A 19,646-nucleotide genomic window follows, 5' to 3' on the forward strand; every position below is an offset into this window, starting at 1 on the left:
GGACTCCAGGGGAGCGGAACGAGGGTGGGCATGACCAGGGCAGCGAGCGGGACGTCCGAGCGGACCCCGGGCGAACAGGAGTTGCGCCAGTTGCTGGCCGGCCTCACCGCCGTGCGCGACGGCGACTTCGGCACCCGGCTCCCCGACGAGGCCGGCGGCCTCCTCGGGGACATCGCGACCGTGTTCAACGGCATGGTCGACCAGCTGTCGGTGTTCACCTCGGAAGTCACCCGGGTGGCCCGGGAGGTGGGCACCGAGGGCACACTCGGCGGGCAGGCGGAGGTGCCGGGCGTCTCCGGTACGTGGGCCGATCTCACCGACTCCGTCAACGCCATGGCCGGCAACCTCACCACCCAGGTCCGTGACATCGCCCAGGTGGCCACGGCGGTCGCCAAGGGCGACCTGTCGCAGAAGATCGACGTTCCGGCGCGCGGCGAGATCCTCCAGCTGAAGGAGACCGTCAACACGATGGTCGACCAGCTCTCCGCGTTCGCCGACGAGGTCACCCGCGTCGCCCGCGAGGTCGGCACCGACGGACGCCTCGGCGGCCAGGCCCAGGTGCCCGGCGTCGGAGGTGTCTGGCGGGACCTCACCGACTCCGTCAACTTCATGGCCGGCAACCTCACCGCCCAGGTCCGCAACGTCGCGCAGGTCACGACGGCGGTGGCGCAGGGCGACCTGTCGCAGAAGATCACCGTCGACGCCCGCGGCGAGATCCTCGAACTCAAGAACACCATCAACACGATGGTCGACCAGCTCTCCGCGTTCGCCGACGAGGTCACCCGCGTCGCCCGCGAGGTCGGCACCGACGGACGCCTCGGCGGCCAGGCCGACGTCAAGGGGGTCAAGGGCACCTGGCGGGACCTCACCGACTCCGTCAACTTCATGGCCGGCAACCTCACCGCCCAGGTCCGCTCGATCGCCCAGGTGGCCACGGCCGTGGCCAAGGGCGACCTGTCGCAGAAGATCACCGTCGACGCCCGCGGCGAGATCCTCGAACTCAAGGAGACCATCAACACGATGGTCGAGCAGCTCTCGGCGTTCGCCGACGAGGTGACCCGGGTGGCCCGTGAGGTCGGCACGGCCGGCAACCTGGGCGGGCAGGCCACCGTGCGGGGAGTCTCCGGCACGTGGAAGGACCTCACCGACAACGTCAACGTGATGGCGTCGAACCTGACCGGTCAGGTCCGCTCCATCGCGCAGGTGGCCACCGCCGTGGCCCGCGGCGACCTGTCGCAGAAGATCACCGTGGAGGCGAAGGGCGAGGTCGCCGCCCTGGCCGACGTCATCAACACGATGGTCGACACCCTGTCCGCGTTCGCCGACGAGGTGACCCGCGTCGCCCGCGAGGTCGGTACCGAGGGGCGCCTCGGCGGCCAGGCGCACGTACCGAACGTGGCGGGCACCTGGAAGGACCTCACGGACAACGTCAACTCGATGGCCAACAACCTCACCGGCCAGGTGCGCAACATCGCCCTGGTGACGACGGCCGTGGCCAAGGGCGACCTGTCCAAGAAGATCGACGTCGACGCGCGCGGCGAGATCCTCGAACTCAAGACGACCATCAACACGATGGTGGACCAGCTCTCCGCGTTCGCGGCGGAGGTCACCCGGGTGGCCCGCGAGGTCGGCAGCGAGGGCCGGCTCGGCGGCCAGGCGGAGGTGGAGGGCGTCTCGGGCACGTGGAAGCGGCTGACCGAGAACGTGAACGAGCTCGCCGGCAACCTCACGCGCCAGGTCCGCGCGATCGCCGAGGTCACCAGCGCCGTCGCCGAGGGCGACCTGACCCGGTCCATCACCGTCGAGGCCTCGGGCGAGGTCGCCGATCTGAAGGACAACATCAACTCCATGGTGGAGTCGCTGCGTGAGACCACGCGCGCCAACCAGGAGCAGGACTGGCTCAAGACGAACCTGGCGCGGATCTCCGGCCTGATGCAGGGCTATCGCGACCTGGACGTCGTCGCGGACCTCATCATGGACGAGCTCACCCCGCTGGTCGCCGCGCAGTACGGCGCGTTCTACCTGGCCGAGGAGACGGCCAAGGGCACGGAGCTGCGGCTCGTCGGCTCGTACGGCTACCCCGACGAGGAGGGGCGGCCCACCCGGATTCCCCTCGGCCGTTCCCTCGTGGGCCAGGCCGCGCGCAGCCGCCGCGCCATCACCGTCGACGACGTGCCGCCGGGCTACGTCACCATCTCGTCCGGCCTCGGACGGACGGCACCGACCGCTCTCGTGGTGCTTCCCATCGTCGTCGAGGAGCAGGTGCTCGGCGTCATCGAGCTGGCCTCGGTGACGCGCTTCACGCAGGGCCACCGGACCTTCCTGGAACAGCTGATGGAGACCATCGGCGTCAACGTCAGCACGATCGTCGCCAACGCCCGCACCGACGAGCTGCTCGGCGAGTCCCAGCGGCTGACCGCCGAACTCCAGGCCCGATCCGAGGAGTTGCAGGTCCAGCAGGACGAACTCCAGCGGTCCAACGCGGAGCTGGAGGACAAGGCCTCCCTGCTGGCGACCCAGAACCGCGACATCGAGGCGAAGAACCTGCAGATCGAGCAGGCCCGGCAGGAGCTGGAGGCGCGGGCGCAACAGCTGTCCCTGGCCTCGAAGTACAAGTCCGAGTTCCTCGCGAACATGAGCCACGAACTGCGGACCCCGCTCAACAGCCTCCTCATCCTCGCCCAGTTGCTGGCGCAGAACCCCTCGCGCAACCTCACGCCGAAGCAGGTCGAGTACGCCGGGATCATCCACTCCGCGGGCTCCGACCTGCTCCAGCTGATCAACGACATCCTCGACCTGTCCAAGGTCGAGGCGGGAAAGATGGACGTCACCCCCGAACGGGTCCCGCTGCGCCAGCTCCTGGAGTACGTCGAGGCCACCTTCCGGCCCATGACCTCGCAGAAGAGCCTGGAGTTCACGGTCAGCACCGCGCCCGGCGCCCCCGTCGACCTCCTCACCGACGACTCCCGGCTGCGTCAGGTGCTGCGCAACCTGCTGTCGAACGCGGTCAAGTTCACCGAGCGCGGGCGCGTCGAGCTGCGGATCGAACCCGCGGCGGACCAGGAGATCCCGCCGGGCGTCCGGCACGGCGGGACCGTGGCCGCCTTCCGCGTCAAGGACACCGGCATCGGCATCCCCGAGCAGCAGCTGGAGACGATCTTCGGCGCCTTCCAGCAGGCCGACGGCACGACCAGCCGCAAATACGGCGGGACCGGGCTGGGGCTGTCCATCACCCGGGAGATCGCCCATCTGCTGGGCGGCGCGGTCACCGTCGACAGCGTGCCGGGGCAGGGCAGCACGTTCACCCTCTTCCTGCCGGTCGCCCGGCCCGAGTTCGAGGCGCTGCTGGTCGGCGGCCGGAAGCCCGAGGGGGGACCGGACGCGTTGGCGCCCGCGGAGACCCGGCACGCGATCGCCGGTTCGGCCGGCCCGGCCCGTTCCCGCAGGCGCCGGCTGCTGGTCGTCGAGGACCGGCCGCGGGGGCTGCTGACGCTGGTCGCGGAGAGCGCGGTCGGGGACGTCGCGCGCAGCCGTGACGAGGGCGCCGCACGCGAGTCCGTCGACGTCGTCACCGTCGTCGGGGCGCAGGAGGCGGCGAGCGCGCTGGCCGCCGAGCCGTGGCACTGCGTCGTCCTCGAACTCGGCCCACCGGGCGGGGAGACGGCCCGCTTCCTCGAAGCCGTCGAGGGCGACTCCGCTCTCGCGACGGTACCGGTCCTCGTCCACAACGGCAGCCGGGTGGACCTCGCGCAGGAACAGGCGCTGCAGTCCCGCTCCGGCGCCCGGTCCCTGGAGTTCCTGTCCAGCCTGGACGAGTTGCGCGAACGCATCGCCCTGCACCTGTCCGCCGAACAGCCGGGCGACGTGGTGCCGCTGGTGCGCGCCGAGGAGGCACGGCGGCAGCCCGCGCAGCCGATCGACGACGCGTTCCGCGGCCGTACGGTGCTGGTCGTCGACGACGACGCCCGCAACCTCTTCGCGCTCAGCGGCATTCTGGAGCTGCACGGCTTCCAGGTGCTGCACGCGGAGAACGGCAGGAAGGGCATCGAGACGCTGCTGGCCCGGCCCGAGATCGCGTTGATCCTGATGGACGTGATGATGCCCGAGATGGACGGGTACGCGGCGACGGCCGAGATCCGGAAGATGCCGCGCTACGCGGGCCTGCCGATCATCGCGGTGACCGCGAAGGCCATGCCGGGAGACCGCGAGAAGAGCCTCCTGTCGGGGGCCAGCGACCATGTCACCAAGCCGGTCGACACCGATGACCTCATCGCCTGTGTCCACCGCTGGCTCGGAGAGTGACATGGCGTCCGGCACCGACAGCCGCTGCCGGCCGGCGGGGGAACCCCCCGCGCCGGCGCCTCTCCCCCGCGCCCTCGGGCGTCCCCGCCGAGGAGCAGTCGCACGGTGAACAGTCCTGAGCCGACCGGCGCCGGCGTCGACGACGTGTCCGGCACGTCGGAGATGGAACGGGCAAAGGACCCGGCGGACGCGGGCGGTCCCTCTCCCGTCGGCCGGCTGGCGGCCACGGTCGAGCGGCTGCGCCATGAGGTGCGGGCGGCTCACCTGGAGGCCGACGGACGGGCGCTGATCGAGCTGGCCAAGGGCATCCTGGTCGAGCGGTTGAGCTGCGGTCCCGCCCAGGCGGCCCGTCAGCTGGCCGAGTTGGCCGGGCAGGCGAGGGTGCCGCAGCTCCAGCTCGCCGTCGAGATCATCAACCAGGCCGCGCACGACCGGCTCTCCGAGGTGACCGGCACCTTCCTCGCCGTCACGGCGGCGCGCGCGTCCGACCACGACTCCCCCGCCGTGCGGCTGCGCGCGGCGGAGAGCGGCGCCCTGGCCGCGAACGACACCCAGGCCGTCGCCGACTCCCTGCTCCAGCACGCGCTGGCCCCGCTCGGGGCCGTCGCCGTGGCCATCTGGGCGGCCGCCGCGGACGGTTCCCTGTCCCTGGCGGGCAGCGCGGGATTCCCGGCCGACGAGGCCGGACGCTGGCGCTATGTGCCACCGGGCGTGACGACGATGGCGCGCCGGGCGCTGACCGAGCGGTCCACCCAGTGGGTCACCGCGCTGTCCGGCACGGGACTGCCCTCCATCGGGCACGCGGACCGTCCGGACGGCGGACGGGTGGCCGTCCCCGCCGGTTCCGGGGGCCGGGTCCACGGAGTCCTCGAAATCGTCTGGCCGTCCCCGCTGGCACCGCAGCCTCCGCAGGTCGTGCGGCAGGTCGAGGCGCTGGCGGAGCTGTGCTCGCACACGCTGGAGACGCACGTGCCGCCCGGCGAGGACCGCGAGGCGCGCGGAACGACGGAGGTCGCCGAACTGGTCGACCTGGTCGACGGGTTGCACGATCCCGCTCTCGTGCTGGTGCCGTACCTGGACGACCGGGGGCGGCTGGCCGACTTCCGCATCCGCCATGTGAACAGCCGGTTCCTCGACCCGGCCGGCCGGCCCCGGGGAAGTGTCCAGGGCGCGCTGCTGCTGGAGGCCTACCCGATGGCCGCCGGGGACAGCGAGCTGTTCCGGTGCATCGAGCGGGTGCATGCCACCGGGGAGCCGTTCCGGGCCCGCCGGATGGACCTCACGGCGCTGGTCGACCAGGTGCCGCTGTCGTCGGTGGCCGACATCAGCGTCAGCCGGCACGGCGGGGCACTGCTGTTCATCTGGCGTATCGAGGACGAGACGGCGCGGCTGGCGAGCCTGCTCCAGCACGCCCAACGGCTCGGCAGGATCGGTGGGTTCGAGGAGAACCTGGTGACCGGCGAGACCACCTGGAACGACACCCTCTTCGACCTGTACGGCCGTTCCCCCTCGGTCGGGCCGGTGCCCTTGGAGGAGCTGTCCACGCACACGCATCCGGACGACGCCGTGACCATCGGCCGCTTCCTGCGGACGGTCCTGCACCATCGGCGGCCCGCGTCGGCCGCGTTCCGGCTGCAGCGGCCCGACGGGGTCACCCGGCACATCCGGATGGTGGCCGAGCCGGTGCTCGACGCCGAGGACCGGTTGTTCGTCGTCCGCGGCGCCTACCAGGACATCTCGGCGCAGCACTGGACCGAGGTCGCCCTGGCCGTCACCCGCGACCAGCTCGCCCACACCGAGCAGCAGGCCCACGAGCGCAACCGGCTGACCCTCCAGCTGCAGCACGCGATCATGCCGCCCACCCAGGCTCCGCTGCGGGCGCCGGGGCTCGGCGTGGCGGTCCGCTACCGCCCCGCGGAGACCGAGCAGCTCGTCGGCGGCGACTGGTACGACGCCGTCGTCCTGCCCTCCGGTCTGGTCCTGCTGTGCGTCGGGGACGTCGCGGGACACGGCATAGAGGCCGCCACCAGCATGGTGGTGCTGCGCAACGCGCTGCGCGGACTGGCCGTGACGGGTGCCGGACCGGGCCAGCTGCTGTCGTGGCTGAACGCCGTGGCGCACCATCTGACCGGTGGGGTCACCGCCACGGCGGTGTGCGGCATCTACGATCCGCGCCGCCGTGTGCTGCGCTGGGCCCGGGCCGGGCATCTGCCGCCCGTACTGGTCCGTGACGCGGACGCCGCCCCGCTCCCTTTGATCAAGGGCATCCTGCTCGGCGCCGTGCCCGAGGCGACGTTCGAGGAGGACGAGGTGCAACTCGCCGTCCACGACACGCTGTTGATGTTCACGGACGGTCTGATCGAGCGGCGCGACCGTTCGGTGGAGGTGTCGCTGCGCCAACTGCTCCAGGCCGCGCGTACGACCTCCCGGACCCTGGACCACCAGCTCGACCGGCTGCTGACGTACAGCAGGTCCGATACGGACGACGACACGTGCATCGTCGGAATCCAGGTGGAGGGGACAGAACCCGGGGACGGCACGGAGAAGCCGGGGGGCGAGGCCGACGGGTCCGGAGGTGCCGTCGGCTGACGGGCGCCGGTCCGGGACCGGAGACGTGAGGCGGCCCCGCCGACAGCCGGGGGGGGTGACTGCCTGCGGGGCCGCGAAGCTCGGGTCCGCCAGGGGGGATGGCGTCCTCAAGCTGTCTCAGCATGCTGGTGCCCCGCTCTCAGCGCTGTATGCACACGGGTTTCCGCGCTTCTTTCCCCCGGATGGAGCAGCATGGCGCGGTCGGTGCGGGTACTAGGGAGGTCTCCGTCCGTCCTTCCCCAGGGGCCTGTCTTGATCACATCCGTGCGCCGAACGCTCGTCATGCAGCTGGTCACCGAGACCACCGGGCGCTCCCCCGTCATGGCTCACCTCGCGTATCGCGCCGACGATCCGTTCGCCGTCACCATGACCTTCAGTCACGACGGTCTGGTGCTCGCCCGGTGGCGGCTCGACCGCGAGATGCTGGCCGAGGGGATCGAGCGTCCGGTCGGCGAAGGGGACGTGCGCATCGGTCCGCGGGCCACCGGCATCTGGCGGGAGGTGCGGCTGGAGTTCTTCGGCCGCCCCCACTCCGACGGCGGGCGGCAGCACGCGGTGGTCGTCGGGTGGGCCCCCGCGGTCCTGTCGTTCCTGGACGAGACCCACCGGATCGTCGCACCCGGCGAGGAACGGGTCTCCCTCGACGGGTTCCTCGCGGAGGTCATCGCCGGCAGCTGAGGCGGCCCGGGGGCCGCCTGCCGGAGTGTGGTCCCCGTCGGCCTCCCGGCGTCGCGACCGCCGAAGCTCCGTGGGCGGCGGTGCGACGGCCGGTCAGTGGGCGAGTTCCCCCACGTGCGGCACCACGCGGGTCAGCCGCAGGACACCCCACAGGACGAGCCCGGCTCCGGCCAGTTCGGGCAGCAGCCACCAGCCGGTGCGGATGGTCTCTCCGAAGAGGAAGACGCCGAGGAACAGGCTCACCGTCGCGTCGCCGATCGTGAGGGCGGGCTGCGAGGCGGCCAACGGGCCCGCCTGGAGCGCGTTCTCCAGCAGCAGCACGGCGCCGATGCCGGTCACGACGAACCCGTACGTCTGCCACACGCTCAGGAAGGCGACGAAGCCGTCGTCCTCCAGCGTGCCGACGGCCGACTTCAGGAGCGCGGCGGTCAGAGCGTTGCTGATGGCCGACGCAGACCCCAGCACGGCAGCACGGAACAGCGGCGGTCGTCCGGGGCGTGAGACCACGACGGCGACGGCGACCGCCGAGAGGCACAGGATCAGGATCGGGATCCAGCGGGCCATGGGGGCGGAGGTGTCCGCTCCCGACGGGTCGGCGGCGACGAGAACCAGACCGAGGCCGGCCACCACTCCCGCGACGGCCCACCATCCCGCGCCCGGAAGGCTGCGGTGCAGCAGCGGAATGGCGATCATCAGGGCGAACGGCAGCTCCAGGATGAACAGCGGCTGGACCAGGGACAGAGGTCCGTTCACCAGCGCGAGGGCCTGGAAGAGCGCCGCTCCGGCCACCCCGGCGATGCCGATCAGCCAGGCGGGCTGCCGGGCGAGTTCCAGGATGAGCCGCAGTCCGCCGCCCTCGGGGACGCGGGCGGCCGCCTTGCGCTGGAACGCCGTTCCCATGGCGTTGCTGGCGGCTCCCAGCAGGGCGAACAGTACGGCCAGCGCTATCACCCCTCCACCATGCCCCGGGACGGCGGGCGGTGGCATCCCGGGCCCGCCGGTCGGACGGCCGCCCGCCGGAAGCTCCCCGTGCCCTCACCCGGCGCTCCGAACGGGACTTCTTGCGAGGACGTCGTTCACCAGGACGGGCCCGTGGTGACCATGAGGTGGACGAAGGTCAGCCACACACCGGCGGCGACGGCCGCGAGGCGGAGCCTGCGTCGGCGGGCCGCCGACACCGGGTCGGGTCCGCCTGCGACCGGCAGGCCGGCCGACCTCCTGGCCGGCTCCGCGAGCGGCCGGGTCGACACGATCACGGTGGCGGGCGGTGGCGTCGCCGGCCGGGACGGGCGGGACGCCGACGCGTTGCGTGGCGGCGGAGTGGGCGACCTCACCGGTGACGGGGCCAGGGCCAGGGCCAGGGCGACCGGGGTCCCCTTCTTCGGCGGGGCCGACGCTCTCTTCTTCGGCGGAGGCGCGGTTCGCTTCTTCGCCGGGGCCGGGGGCGGGTCCGCGAGTGCCATGGGGGCGAGGCCCTGGGCCAGGCCGCTGAGGAACGCCGCGTAGGCGGCCCGGCGCCGGCCCGTGGGCGCGGTGCGGCCCGCCTCCCAGGAACGGACCGTCGCCGGAGTCACCCCGAACGCGGTCGCCACCTGCCGTTCGGACAGGCCCCAGGAGCGCCGCAACCGCTCCCTGGCCTCGGGCGCCGGGAGGGGGGACATGCCGTCATGGCGGCGCGGGTGGGACGGCATGGGATGCGACGGGTGCGCGAGGAGGTCGGTCGTCATGACCGTAGGACAACCGCACTCCAGGTCATGTGACTGTCCGTTCGGGCAATACACCCGTCCGCAGTAGCGGGCGAAGCGTGGCCCCTGTGCGGTCCGCCCCGGCGTGGAGTCGTCAGTCGACGGTGACGACCACGGAGTGCCGGCCGCTGGCGCCGTCCGGAATCGTCTGGGTGCGCTTGGCCGTCTGCACCCGGCCCGTGCGGTCGGTGGCCCGCACGGTGAGGGTGTGCCCACCGCTCGTGGCCTGCCAGGGGAACGACCACTGCCGCCAGGTGTCGACGGTGTCCTCGGACGCCAGGCGTGCCTCCTGCCACGCTCCGTCGTCGACCCGCACCTCGACCTTGTCGATCCCCCGGTGCTGCGCCCAGGCGACCCCGGCGACCATGACGGTGCCCGCCTTCGGCCGCGCGAAGGGCTTCGGCGTGTCGATGCGCGACTCGGTCTTGATCGGTGCCCTGCGTGCCCACTTCCGCTTGACCCAGTACGGGTCGTAGGCGTCGAAGGTGGTCAGCTCGATGTCCTTGATCCACTTGCACGCCGACACGTAGCCGTAGAGGCCGGGGACGAGCATCCGTACCGGGAAGCCGTGCTCGAAGGGCAGCGGCTGCCCGTTCATTCCCACGGCGAGCATCGCGTCCCGGCCGTCCATCACGTCGTCCACGGGACTGCCGATCGTCATGCCGTCCACCGAGCGGGCCACCAGCTGATCGGCGGGACCGCCCTTGGACGGCGGCCGGACTCCGCATTCGGCGAGGAGGTCGGCGAGCCGCACTCCGATCCAGCGGGCGTTTCCGACGTAGGGGCCGCCGACCTCGTTGGAGACGCAGGTCAGCGTGATGTTCCGCTCGATCAGCTCGCGCCGGAGCAGGTCGTCGAACGTGAAGGTCGTCGGGCGGGTCACGCCCTTGCCGTGGATCCTCAGCCGCCAGGCGTTCGCGTCGACCTTGGGGACCACCAGGGCCGTGTCGACGCGGTAGAAGTCGCCGTTCGGGGTCACGAAGGGGCTGATCCCGGGGATACGGAGCTGCGCGCCGCCGGGGACGGGCCTGGCCCGGGAGGACGCGGCCGGCAGCACCAGTTTGTCGCGCGAGGCGACGGCGTCCTGGCCGCGGTTGCCGTTCAGCGAACGGCCCAGGGCTCCCGCTCCGGCCGAGGCCGCGGCCGCCGCGGTGGCCGCGATGATGAATCCGCGCCGGTCCCAGCCGGACTCCCTCGACGCGACGGCCGGGGCGGCAGCTCCGCCGGTCGCCGTGGAGTGGTTCTCGTCCGGCTGGGGGTCCGGCGCGGAGGGTGCCGGCCGGGCGACGGAGAGCCGTCCGACCAGCACGTACAGGAGGGCGGCGCCACACAGTGCCCCGGCCACCGACGGCAGCGCGTCGGTCCAGCTCGTGGAATCGGGCCGGCTGAGCGCGGCGGCACCGCCGATGACACCGAACAGGAGCACGCCCGCCGCTCCGGCGCGGCGATGACGGACGGCGAAAGCGCCCAGCACGCCCGCGAACAGGGCGAGGACGACCAGGATGCCGAGCTGGAGGACGAGCTTGTCGTTCGTGCCGAAATGCCGGATCGCCCAGTCCTTCACCGCGGGCGGTGTGCGGTCGATGGCGGCGCCCCCCACGGCGACGATCGGACCCGCTTCCGGCCGTACGAGCGCGGAAACCAGTTCGGCCATGGCGAGGGCGGCGAATCCGGCGAGAAATCCACTCAGCGCACCCAGCGGGTAGCGCACCCAATTCTTCCGCGCATTCCGGTCCTTCTGTCCTGTCATCACGAGAGGAATCCGATTCCGGCGGCCCCGCGGATTGGTCCGGACGGGAAATTCACCTCGTACGACCATTTCCCCTCGGCCCCGTCGGCGAGAGTGCCCCTGCGTCCGGATGGCCGCATCGACCCGGTCCGGCCTCTCACGCGCGAAAGCCCACCAGCGTCACGGGCGTCGAGGTGGGGTGGCGGGAACCCCCGGCGGGTTCGACGGTGACGCCCAGTCCCGAGGCCGCGCCGATGTCTCCGTCGAGGACCACGGCGACGGGGTCGCGGGAGGCGTGGACGAGGCCGGCGGGCCGCATCACCCCGGCGTCGTCGAACCAGAGTTCGTACACGCGTCCCCGCCCCGGTGAGGGGACCGTGTCGGCGGTGAGCAGGGCCCGGTCCACCTGGTGCGAGACGACCACGCGGGCGGTCGCCCCACCGGTCAGCGGCAGGGACCGGGTCTGCGCGTCCGGGGCGGCCAACAGGGCGGTGACGAGGGCCAGTCGGTGTTCGGCCCGGGCCTGTTCGGTACCGGCCCGCCGGTTCTGCAGGACGCTCCCGCCGCCGAACGCCAGGGCGGCGGCGACACAGGCAGCGAGGGCCCATCGCGCGGCGCGGCGCGAGGGGCCGGTGAGGGCCGGGATCCTCGTCCGCAGCACAGGGCCCGGGACCTGTCGTGTCCCTTCGACACGCGTCAGCACGTCCTGTCTGAACTGCCCCCGCGGGCGCACCGTCGCGGCCGCGGCGAGACGGGCCGCGGTCTCCCGGAGCTCCTCCGCCTCGGTCGTGCAGACCGGGCAGGAGCCCAGGTGCCGCTCGAACTCGGTTCGTTCGGCGGGGTCCAGGGCGTCGAGCGCGTAGGCCCCCATCAGCAGATGCGGGTCGTTTCTCATGACGACGTCCGGGAGAGGACGGCGAAACGGAGACGCCCGGCGAACGAGGGGCGATCGGGCTCCGTTCCGGCCGGGAATGCACCTGCGAGAATTCCACGCGACATTCGGAGTCCTTTCCCGGCACACAGCCCATCGCCGGTAATCCGCAGCTGGGACGGCCGCGGATTGGTGTGCGATTCCTCACCGTCCGGGTGAAGCGCCCCGCACCGGGCACCCGAGTGGTGGAGCCCCGTCACCCCCATCCCCGTGGTGGCGGGGCTTCGCGCGTCCTCCCGGCGGACGTGTCCACCCGGACCGCCCGAGCGGACCGTGCGGCCGACCGGAATGCGCGGCCGTCCCAAATGGAGGAGCGTGGTGGCGTAAGGAGGAGTGCCATGGCCCCGAAGGCCGCGCCCGGTGAGCGGGACGCTACGGACCGGAGCTGGCTGCGCGGCTCACCCCCTCCGCGCTGGGTACGGGTGCTTCCGATCGCGTTGCTGGTCGGCGTCTGCGTCGCCGAACTCACCACCGGTCACGAGCTGGACATCGGGTTCCTCCTCGGCGCCATCCCCTCGCTCGCCGTCCTGTCCTACGGTCCGGTGGGGACGGCGGTGTTCGGCGTGGTCGTGGTGATCCTGCTGAACATCCCCGCCATCCAGCTCAACCGTCCCGGCAACACCGACCTCGTGACCATCGTCTTCATCGCGTTGCTCAGCGTGCTCGTGGCCCTCGTCCGCAGTCGCAGGGAACAGCACCTCGTCACCGTGCGATCGGTGGCGGAGGCCGCCCAGCTCGCCGTGCTGCCGCCGCTGCCCGACCGGGTCGGACCGGTGCGCTGCGTGGGGCTGTACCGGCCGGCGCAGCGGGAGACCCTGGTCGGCGGCGACTTCTTCGACGTGCGCGACGGCCCCTTCGGGGTCCGGGCCGTGATGGGTGACGTGCAGGGTCACGGGCTGTCCGCGGTGGGGACGGTCGCGTCGCTCCTCGGGGCGTTCCGGGAGACCGTCCTCGACCAGCGCGACCTCGTCGAGGCCGCGGCGCGGCTCGACCGCAGGCTGGTGGTGGACTCGTCGGGGTCCGAGCACGCGGAGATGTTCGCGACCGTGCTGCTGCTGGAGTTCTCTCCCTCGGCGGACAGGGTGCGGATGGTGTCCTGCGGACATCCGCGTCCGCTGCTGCTGCGCGGCGTGAAGGCCCTGGAACTCGACAGCGAGCCGGGGCCGCCCGTCGGCACGGGCTTCTTCGAGCTCTCCCCTCCCGAATGCCGCACCGTCGAGCTGGAGCCCGGCGACCGGCTGTTCCTGGCGTCGGACGGTGTCAGCGAGAGCCGCGATCGGTCCGGCGCCTTCTACCCCTTGCCGGACCGCCTCGCGACCTTCGCCGACGAACACGCGGACGCCCTCCCCGAGCGCGTGTGGAAGGACCTCACGGCCTACTGCCCCTCGATCCGCGACGACGTGACGATGCTGGTCCTGGCCCCGGTGCCGGGCGAGGAGGCGTGACGGGACGGCGGCCCTCGTACCGGCGGGCCGAACCGCACCCGGCCCCCTCCCCCTCCCCCTCCCCCTCCCCCACTCCCGCTCCCGCTCCCGCTCCCGCTCCCGCTCCCGCTCAGCGTGCCGCGTTCGCCGCGATGTCGCGTGCGGCGATGTAGCCGAACGTCATCGCCGGGCCGATCGTGGAGCCCGCGCCCGCGTAACTGTGGCCCATGACGGCGGCGCTCGCGTTGCCCGCCGCGTACAGGCCGGGGATCGGTGTGCCGTCGGCGCGCAGGACACGGGCGCGGGCGTCGGTGCGCAGGCCGCCCTTGGTGCCGAGGTCGCCCGGGACGATCCTGAAGGCGTGGAACGGGGGCAGCCACAGCGGGGCGAGGCAGGAACTGGGGTGGACGGCGGGGTCGGTGTAGTAGTGGTCGTAGGCGCTGTCGCCCCGGTGGAAGTCGGGGTCCCTGCCGTTCAGGGCCTGGCCGTTGAAGCGGTTGACCGTGGCGCGGAGGGCGCCGGCGGGGACGCCGATCCGGCCGGCGAGCGCGTCGAGGGTCCACTCCCTGTACGCGGCACCGGAGGTGTACCAGGAGTCGGGGAACGGGAACGTGGGCGCGACGTCCTTGAACAGATAGCGGTTGCGGTAGTTCTGGTCGACGACCAGCCAGGCCGGGATGTCCGGCGCGCTCGCGTTCCGTTCGTACATGGTGTGCACGACGTCGCTGTAGGGCCCGGCCTCGTTGACGAAGCGCGCTCCGGCGGCGTTCACCAACAGGCCACCGGGCAGGGTGCGTTCGGCGAGACAGAAGTAGGGCTCACCGGGGAGCGGGATCGCCGGACCCCACCACGCGTCGTCCATGAGGTCGAGGGCGGCTCCGGCCCGCCGCCCCGCCTGGATGCCGTCACCGGTGTTCTCCTTGGCCCCCACCGTCCAGTCGGTCCCGATGGGCTGCCGCTGGTACTGGGCGCGCATCGCGGCGTTGTGTTCGAAGCCGCCCGAACCGACGACGACGGCACGCCTGGCCCGTACGAGACCGGCCGCGCCGTCCCGGTTGACGACAGCGCCGCTGACGGCACCGTTCTCGATGAACAGGTCGGTCAGCGGGGTGTTCAGCCACACAGGAACCTGGGCGCTGAGCAGTCCGGCGCGCAGGCCGGCCGCCAGCGACTGGCCCATCGTGAGCGGTTTCTGGCCGAGCAACGCGGCCTTGGTCCCTCGGGCGAGGCACGTCGTGGCGACGGCCGCGCCCTTCGCGCTCACGGCGGCGAGGGTGAGCCACTTGTAGTCGGCGCTGAAGACGACCATGCCGGCCGGGACGGCCATGTACGCCGGGTTCAGCCGGGCGAGTTCGGCGCCGAGGATGTTCCCGTCGAGCTGGTCGGGTTCCATGGAGCGGCCGTTCGGAAGGCCGCCCGGCAGCTCGGGGTAGTAGTCGCTGTACCCCTCCATCCAGCGGAAGCGCAGCGGGCTGTTGGCCATGACGAACGAGATCATGGCGGGCCCCTGGCCGAGGAAGGCCGCCTGCCGGTCGGCGGAGACGTCCGGTCCGACGACGGCCGCGAGGTAGGCGGCGGCCTTGGCCGGGGTGTCGGGGACCCCGGCGGCGAGGATCACCTCGTTGTTGGGGATCCAGATCCCCGCGCCCGAGCGGGCGGCCGAGCCTCCGAAGGTGGCCGCCTTCTCCACGACGACGCAGCTCAGGCCTTGCTTCGCGACGGTCAGCGCGGCGGTCATGCCGGCCGCTCCCGAGCCGATCACGACGACGTCGTACGTGCCGAGGACGGGCAGGTCGGCCGCCGTGGCGCCGGTGGCCGTGGCGAGTCCGGTGGCGAGCGCGAGTCCGGTTCCCGTGGCCGTGCCGAGCACCCGGCGCCGTGACGGACGGGGCACGGGGGCGGGGGCGGCAGGTCTGGCGGGGTCGGTGTGCGAGGACATGGCAGGTCGCTCCAGCAGGGCGGGGGAAGGTGGGGGCGTTGCGTGCTCCGGAGGCCGACAAGCCCCCGCCGTACCGGTTCTGATGCAGCGTCAGGAATTTCGCGCAAGGGTCTTGTGAAGTCAAGAGCGAACGGACGGGGCCCCGGCGGACCACCCAAGATCGGACACAAGTTACCAACCGGTATGTAGTGACTTAACAAGCCAGTAACAGTAGAACGTGTTCCCACTCATCCCAGAGTGAGGAGCGTCACATGAGTGACATCAACCAGCCCAGCAAGGATTCCAGAGGTGTATCGCGTCGACGATTCATTGCTGGAACAGGTTCTATTCTTGGAGCGGTGAGCCTCGCCGGACGCGCCGTCGCGGCCCCGGCTCCGACCGTCACGGCCACCGCCTCCATCCCCTCCGGAGCACACGTCCCCGTCCTGGTGATCGGCACCGGATACGGCGGCTCGGTCGCGGCCCTGAGGCTCGCCCAGGCGGGCGTCGACGTGCAGATGGTCGAGATGGGCATGGCCTGGGACACCCCCGGCTCGGACGGCAAGATCTTCGCCAACACGACCAGCCCGGACTACCGTTCGTACTGGCTGCGCACCAAGACCAAACAGCCGCTGAGCAACTTCCTCGGCTTCCCCATCGACCGGTCCATCCCCCGCTACACGGGGATCCTGGACGCCGAGGAGATGGGGCAGATCATCGTGTACCAGGGCCGCGGGGTGGGCGGCGGCTCGCTGGTCAACGGCGGTATGGCGGTCACCCCCAAGCGGGAGAACTTCGGCGCCATCCTGCCGTCCGTGAACGCCGACGAGATGTACTCGACGTACTACCCCCGCGCCAACTCGAACCTCGGTGTGGGACTGGTGGATCCGGCGTGGTTCGACACGACCGACTGCTACCAGTACGCCCGGGTCGGCCGTAAGCAGGCCCAGCGTTCGGGCTTCCCGTTCGTGTTCGTTCCCGACGTGTACGACTGGGACTACATGAAGCAGGAGGCCGCCGGCACCGCGCCCAAGTCGGCGCTCGCGGCGGAGATCCTCTACGGCAACAACTACGGCAAGAAATCTCTGCAGAAGACCTACCTCGCCCAGGCCAGGGCGACCGGAAGGGTCACCATCTCCCCGCTGCACAAGGTCACTTCGGTCTCCCCCGCGGCGGGCGGCGGTTACACCGTCCTGATCGACGAGCTCAACACCAACGGCGACGCGACGGCCTCCAAGACGGTCACCGCGGACCGGGTGTTCTTCGCCGCCGGAAGCGTCGGCACCAGCAAGCTCCTGGTCAAGCTGAAGGCGACCGGGGCGCTGCCCTCCCTCAACGGCGAGGTCGGGCAGGGCTGGGGCGACAACGGCAACGTCATGTGCGGCCGGGCCAACCACATCTGGGACCCCACCGGTTCACTCCAGTCGAGCATCCCCTGCGGCGGCATCGACAACTGGGCCGCGGGCGGCGCGTTCGCCGAGGTCGCGCCCCTGCCCACCGGCATCGAGACCTTCGCGTCGTTCTACCTGTCCATCACCAAGAACCCCAACCGCGCCCGGTTCAGCTGGAACGCGGCCACGGGCAACGTCGACCTGAACTGGCAGACCGCCTGGAAGCAGCCCGCCATCGACATGGCGAAGTCCATCTTCGACAAGATCAACAAGAAGGAGGGGACGATCTACCGGACCGACCTCTTCGGCACGCACAAGATCTGGGGCGACCACCTCACGTACCACCCGCTCGGTGGTGCCGTCCTCAACAAGGCGACCGACAACTACGGCCGCCTCCAGGGCTATGCGGGCCTGTACGTGATCGACGGCGCGCTCATCCCGGGCAACACCAGCGTCAACCCGTTCGTCACCATCACCGCGCTCGCCGAACGCAACATCGAGAAGATCATCGCCACCGACCTCTAGGGCCTCCGCGCCCTGGGACCGGCCGACATCCGCCCGGGACGGTCCGGGCCGCCCGAGCGGCCCGGGTCTCCTCCGTGCGTCGGCCGCATCAGTGCGTCGGCAGCACGCACACGCTGTCGAGGCCCAGCACGTGGTTGAGCCGGCCGAACGCCAGCCACGAGCCGATGCTCATGCTCAGCTCCACGATCTCCCGCTGGCTGTAGCAGGCGGTCATCCGGCCCCAGAACTCGTCGTCCAGACCGTGGTGGTCCAGGGCGTACCGCTCGGCGTACTCGGCGGCCAGCCTGGTCCGCTCGTCGAACGCGTCGGTGGTACGCCACCCGGTCACGGCGTCCGCGAACTCCTCCTCGACCTTCAGGCCGTCCCGCTCGGTGCGCCAGTCGAGGCAGAACATGCAGCCGTTGATCTGCGCGACGCGCAGCCGCGCCGCCTCGAACTCGCGCAGCCCCAGCGTCGTGTGGGCGTACACCGACAGCGAGAAGTTCGCCGCCGCCATACCGATACCGGGGACCATGTCCCCCCACACGTACCCGATCGGCTCCTGACCCTCGGGGATGTCGATGTGCATGGTCATGGTCGTCACTTCCTTCCGAGTCGGCCGACTGCCGGTCGCAGCGGGACGTCGAGTGCGTCGTAGAGGCCGGGCTCCGCGTCCACGAGCCAGTCGACGGCGCCGACGAGCCGGCCGACGGCGGTGGCGTTCCCGCCCGCGGAACGGTTCTCGCCCTCGTCGGTCGCCTCGACGGTGACCTCGATCCGCGGGTGGCCCTCGATGATCACGCGGTGGGCTCCGTCGCCGTCGGGCGGCGTCGGCCAGTCCGGCGCGCACGACGCGTGGATGCGGGTGACGTGCTCGATGACGATGAGGGGCTCGCCGTCGACGATCCCCTGCACCTCGAAGCGCACGGCGCCCTGCGTGCCGGCCGCGAACTCCCCCATCGTGCGGGTGGTCACCGTCGTCGCGAGCGGACGCCGTTCCAACGTCTCGCGGATGTCGTCGAGTTCGACGCCGAGGGCACGCGCCATCAACCGGATCTGGCCGCCCCACACCATCGTCGGGATCGACGGTGCGAGCATCAGCGGCTCGTAGTCCATCGGCTGTCCCATGCCGACCAGGTGGCGGACGGACTCCTCCTGTTCGTAGGTGGAGTAGTCGAAGATCTCCTGGCAGCGGATGGCGTCGATCGTCGTGCCGAGGCCGCTGATCAGCAGGGGCAGCACGTCGTTGCCCCAGCCGGGGTCGACACCGGAGACGAACAGGGAGCCGCCGCCGTCCGCGATGGCGGCGAGCATCGGCTCCCGGAACTCCGGCGGCGCGTTGCGCTGGTCGTAGAGCGGATAGAGAGCGGGGGTGACGACGACCGCGCCGGCCCGGATCGCCCGGGCGATGTCGGCGAGCGCCTCGTCGGGCCGTATGTCGCCGGAGGCCGCGTAGACCACGGCTCCCGGGCCCTGGGTCAGGACGGCGTCGATGTCGTCGGTCGCGGCGACGCCGAGGCCGTGGTCGAGCCCGGCGAGGTCGCCCGCGTCGCGGCCGACCTTCCCGGGATCGTGGACGAGCACGGCCGCGAGTTTCAGCTTCGGGTGGGCTTCGACGGCGCGGATGGCCGCGCGGCCGACATTGCCGGTACCCCAGACCACCGTGGAAATCATGCGCGGAGGGTAGCGAGCCGACCGCGAGGTTCCCATAGCCGTGACCGGGGAAAAGATTCCGGCCCCGGACGAGCGTCGCCCTGGCAGCCGAGCGGGCCCGGACCGGTCCGGGCGACAGGACCTAAGCTCGGGTGCATGGCCAAGTACCTCGACGTGCACCCGGACAACCCGCAGCGCCGCATCATCAGCCAGGCGGTGGAGATCGTCCGCAGCGGTGGACTGATCGTCTACCCGACGGACTCGTGCTTCGCGCTCGGCTGCGCGCTCGGCAACAAGGACGGCATCGACCGCATCCGTTCGATCCGCCAGCTCGACGAGCGGCACCACTTCACGCTGATGTGCGAGGACTTCGCGCAGCTCGGGCACTTCGTACGGATCGACAACGCGGTCTTCCGGACGGTCAAGGCGGCGACGCCCGGCAGCTACACGTTCATCCTGCCCGCGACGAAGGAGGCCCCGCGCCGACTGCTGCACCCGAAGAAGAAGACGGTCGGCGTGCGCATCCCCGACCACGTCGTCGCGCAGGCGATCCTCGCCGAGCTCGGTGAGCCGCTGCTGTCGAGCACGCTGCTCCTGCCGGAGGAGGACAAGCCGCTCACCCAGGGCTGGGAGATCAAGGACCGGCTCGATCACGTGGTGGACGCCGTGATCGACTCCGGCGACTGCGGTACGGAGCCGACGACCGTCGTCGACTTCTCCTCCGGGGAGCCCGAGATCGTACGGCTGGGGGCGGGCGACCCGTCACGGTTCGCGTAGGCGGA

At 71.6% G+C, this 19,646-nt stretch carries 13 protein-coding genes; 6 read left to right on the forward strand and 7 right to left on the reverse strand.

Annotated features, from left to right (window positions below; all coding sequences use genetic code 11):
• Positions 1–30 precede the first annotated feature (30 nt).
• The 3 genes from B0675_RS29375 to B0675_RS29385 all read left to right on the forward strand — a co-directional run bounded on the left by B0675_RS29375 (position 31) and on the right by B0675_RS29385 (position 7,569).
• Positions 31–4,302, forward strand: a complete 4,272-nt coding sequence (locus B0675_RS29375) for a HAMP domain-containing protein (RefSeq protein ID WP_081222627.1) — start codon at positions 31–33, stop codon at positions 4,300–4,302.
• Between the two features lie 162 nt (positions 4,303–4,464).
• Positions 4,465–6,891 carry a SpoIIE family protein phosphatase gene (locus tag B0675_RS29380; protein WP_107482939.1) on the forward strand — a complete coding sequence of 809 codons (2,427 nt, stop codon included), beginning with the start codon at positions 4,465–4,467 and terminating at the stop codon, positions 6,889–6,891.
• Between the two features lie 252 nt (positions 6,892–7,143).
• Positions 7,144–7,569 (forward strand): SsgA family sporulation/cell division regulator, encoded by a 426-nt coding sequence (locus B0675_RS29385; protein WP_081222629.1) that lies wholly within the window; start codon positions 7,144–7,146, stop codon positions 7,567–7,569.
• A 93-nt stretch (positions 7,570–7,662) separates the two neighbouring features.
• On the opposite strand, the gene B0675_RS29390 is transcribed toward B0675_RS29385, so the two are convergent.
• From B0675_RS29390 to B0675_RS29405, 4 genes are all read right to left on the reverse strand, one after another.
• Positions 7,663–8,520, reverse strand: coding sequence for a DMT family transporter (locus tag B0675_RS29390; RefSeq protein WP_081222630.1), 858 nt, complete (start codon positions 8,518–8,520; stop codon positions 7,663–7,665).
• Positions 8,521–8,645: 125 nt separating this feature from the next.
• Positions 8,646–9,296 carry a helix-turn-helix transcriptional regulator gene (locus B0675_RS42250; protein ID WP_081222631.1) on the reverse strand — a complete coding sequence of 217 codons (651 nt, stop codon included), beginning with the start codon at positions 9,294–9,296 and terminating at the stop codon, positions 8,646–8,648.
• 112 nt (positions 9,297–9,408) lie between these two features.
• The gene (locus tag B0675_RS29400) at positions 9,409–11,064 is read right to left on the reverse strand and encodes a sulfite oxidase (protein ID WP_081222632.1); all 1,656 of its coding nucleotides are present in this window, start codon (positions 11,062–11,064) and stop codon (positions 9,409–9,411) included.
• A gap of 136 nt (positions 11,065–11,200) precedes the next feature.
• Positions 11,201–11,938 (reverse strand): anti-sigma factor, encoded by a 738-nt coding sequence (locus B0675_RS29405; protein ID WP_081222633.1) that lies wholly within the window; start codon positions 11,936–11,938, stop codon positions 11,201–11,203.
• 374 nt (positions 11,939–12,312) lie between these two features.
• Here B0675_RS29405 and B0675_RS29410 point away from each other — a divergent pair, with 374 nt between their 5' ends.
• The gene (locus tag B0675_RS29410; protein WP_081222634.1) at positions 12,313–13,419 is read left to right on the forward strand and encodes a PP2C family protein-serine/threonine phosphatase; all 1,107 of its coding nucleotides are present in this window, start codon (positions 12,313–12,315) and stop codon (positions 13,417–13,419) included.
• Between the two features lie 109 nt (positions 13,420–13,528).
• Here the strand turns inward: B0675_RS29410 and kstD are convergent, their stop codons facing one another.
• Positions 13,529–15,337, reverse strand: coding sequence for a 3-oxosteroid 1-dehydrogenase (gene kstD / locus B0675_RS29415; protein ID WP_081222635.1), 1,809 nt, complete (start codon positions 15,335–15,337; stop codon positions 13,529–13,531).
• A 251-nt stretch (positions 15,338–15,588) separates the two neighbouring features.
• Here kstD and B0675_RS29420 point away from each other — a divergent pair, with 251 nt between their 5' ends.
• The gene (locus tag B0675_RS29420; RefSeq protein ID WP_081222636.1) at positions 15,589–17,232 is read left to right on the forward strand and encodes a GMC oxidoreductase; all 1,644 of its coding nucleotides are present in this window, start codon (positions 15,589–15,591) and stop codon (positions 17,230–17,232) included.
• 88 nt (positions 17,233–17,320) lie between these two features.
• Here the strand turns inward: B0675_RS29420 and B0675_RS29425 are convergent, their stop codons facing one another.
• Together B0675_RS29425 and B0675_RS29430 are read right to left on the reverse strand one after the other, a co-directional pair.
• Positions 17,321–17,800 (reverse strand): carboxymuconolactone decarboxylase family protein, encoded by a 480-nt coding sequence (locus B0675_RS29425; protein ID WP_081223957.1) that lies wholly within the window; start codon positions 17,798–17,800, stop codon positions 17,321–17,323.
• A gap of 11 nt (positions 17,801–17,811) precedes the next feature.
• Positions 17,812–18,885, reverse strand: a complete 1,074-nt coding sequence (locus tag B0675_RS29430; protein ID WP_081222637.1) for a dihydrodipicolinate reductase — start codon at positions 18,883–18,885, stop codon at positions 17,812–17,814.
• Between the two features lie 135 nt (positions 18,886–19,020).
• Between B0675_RS29430 and B0675_RS29435 the strand changes: the two genes are divergently transcribed.
• Positions 19,021–19,641: an L-threonylcarbamoyladenylate synthase gene (locus B0675_RS29435; protein ID WP_081222638.1), complete on the forward strand. Its 621-nt coding sequence runs from the start codon at positions 19,021–19,023 to the stop codon at positions 19,639–19,641.
• Positions 19,642–19,646: the final 5 nt, after the last annotated feature.

The sequence above is a fragment of the Streptomyces sp. M41(2017) genome (assembly GCF_002078175.1).
In the GTDB taxonomy this organism is placed as follows: domain Bacteria; phylum Actinomycetota; class Actinomycetes; order Streptomycetales; family Streptomycetaceae; genus Streptomyces.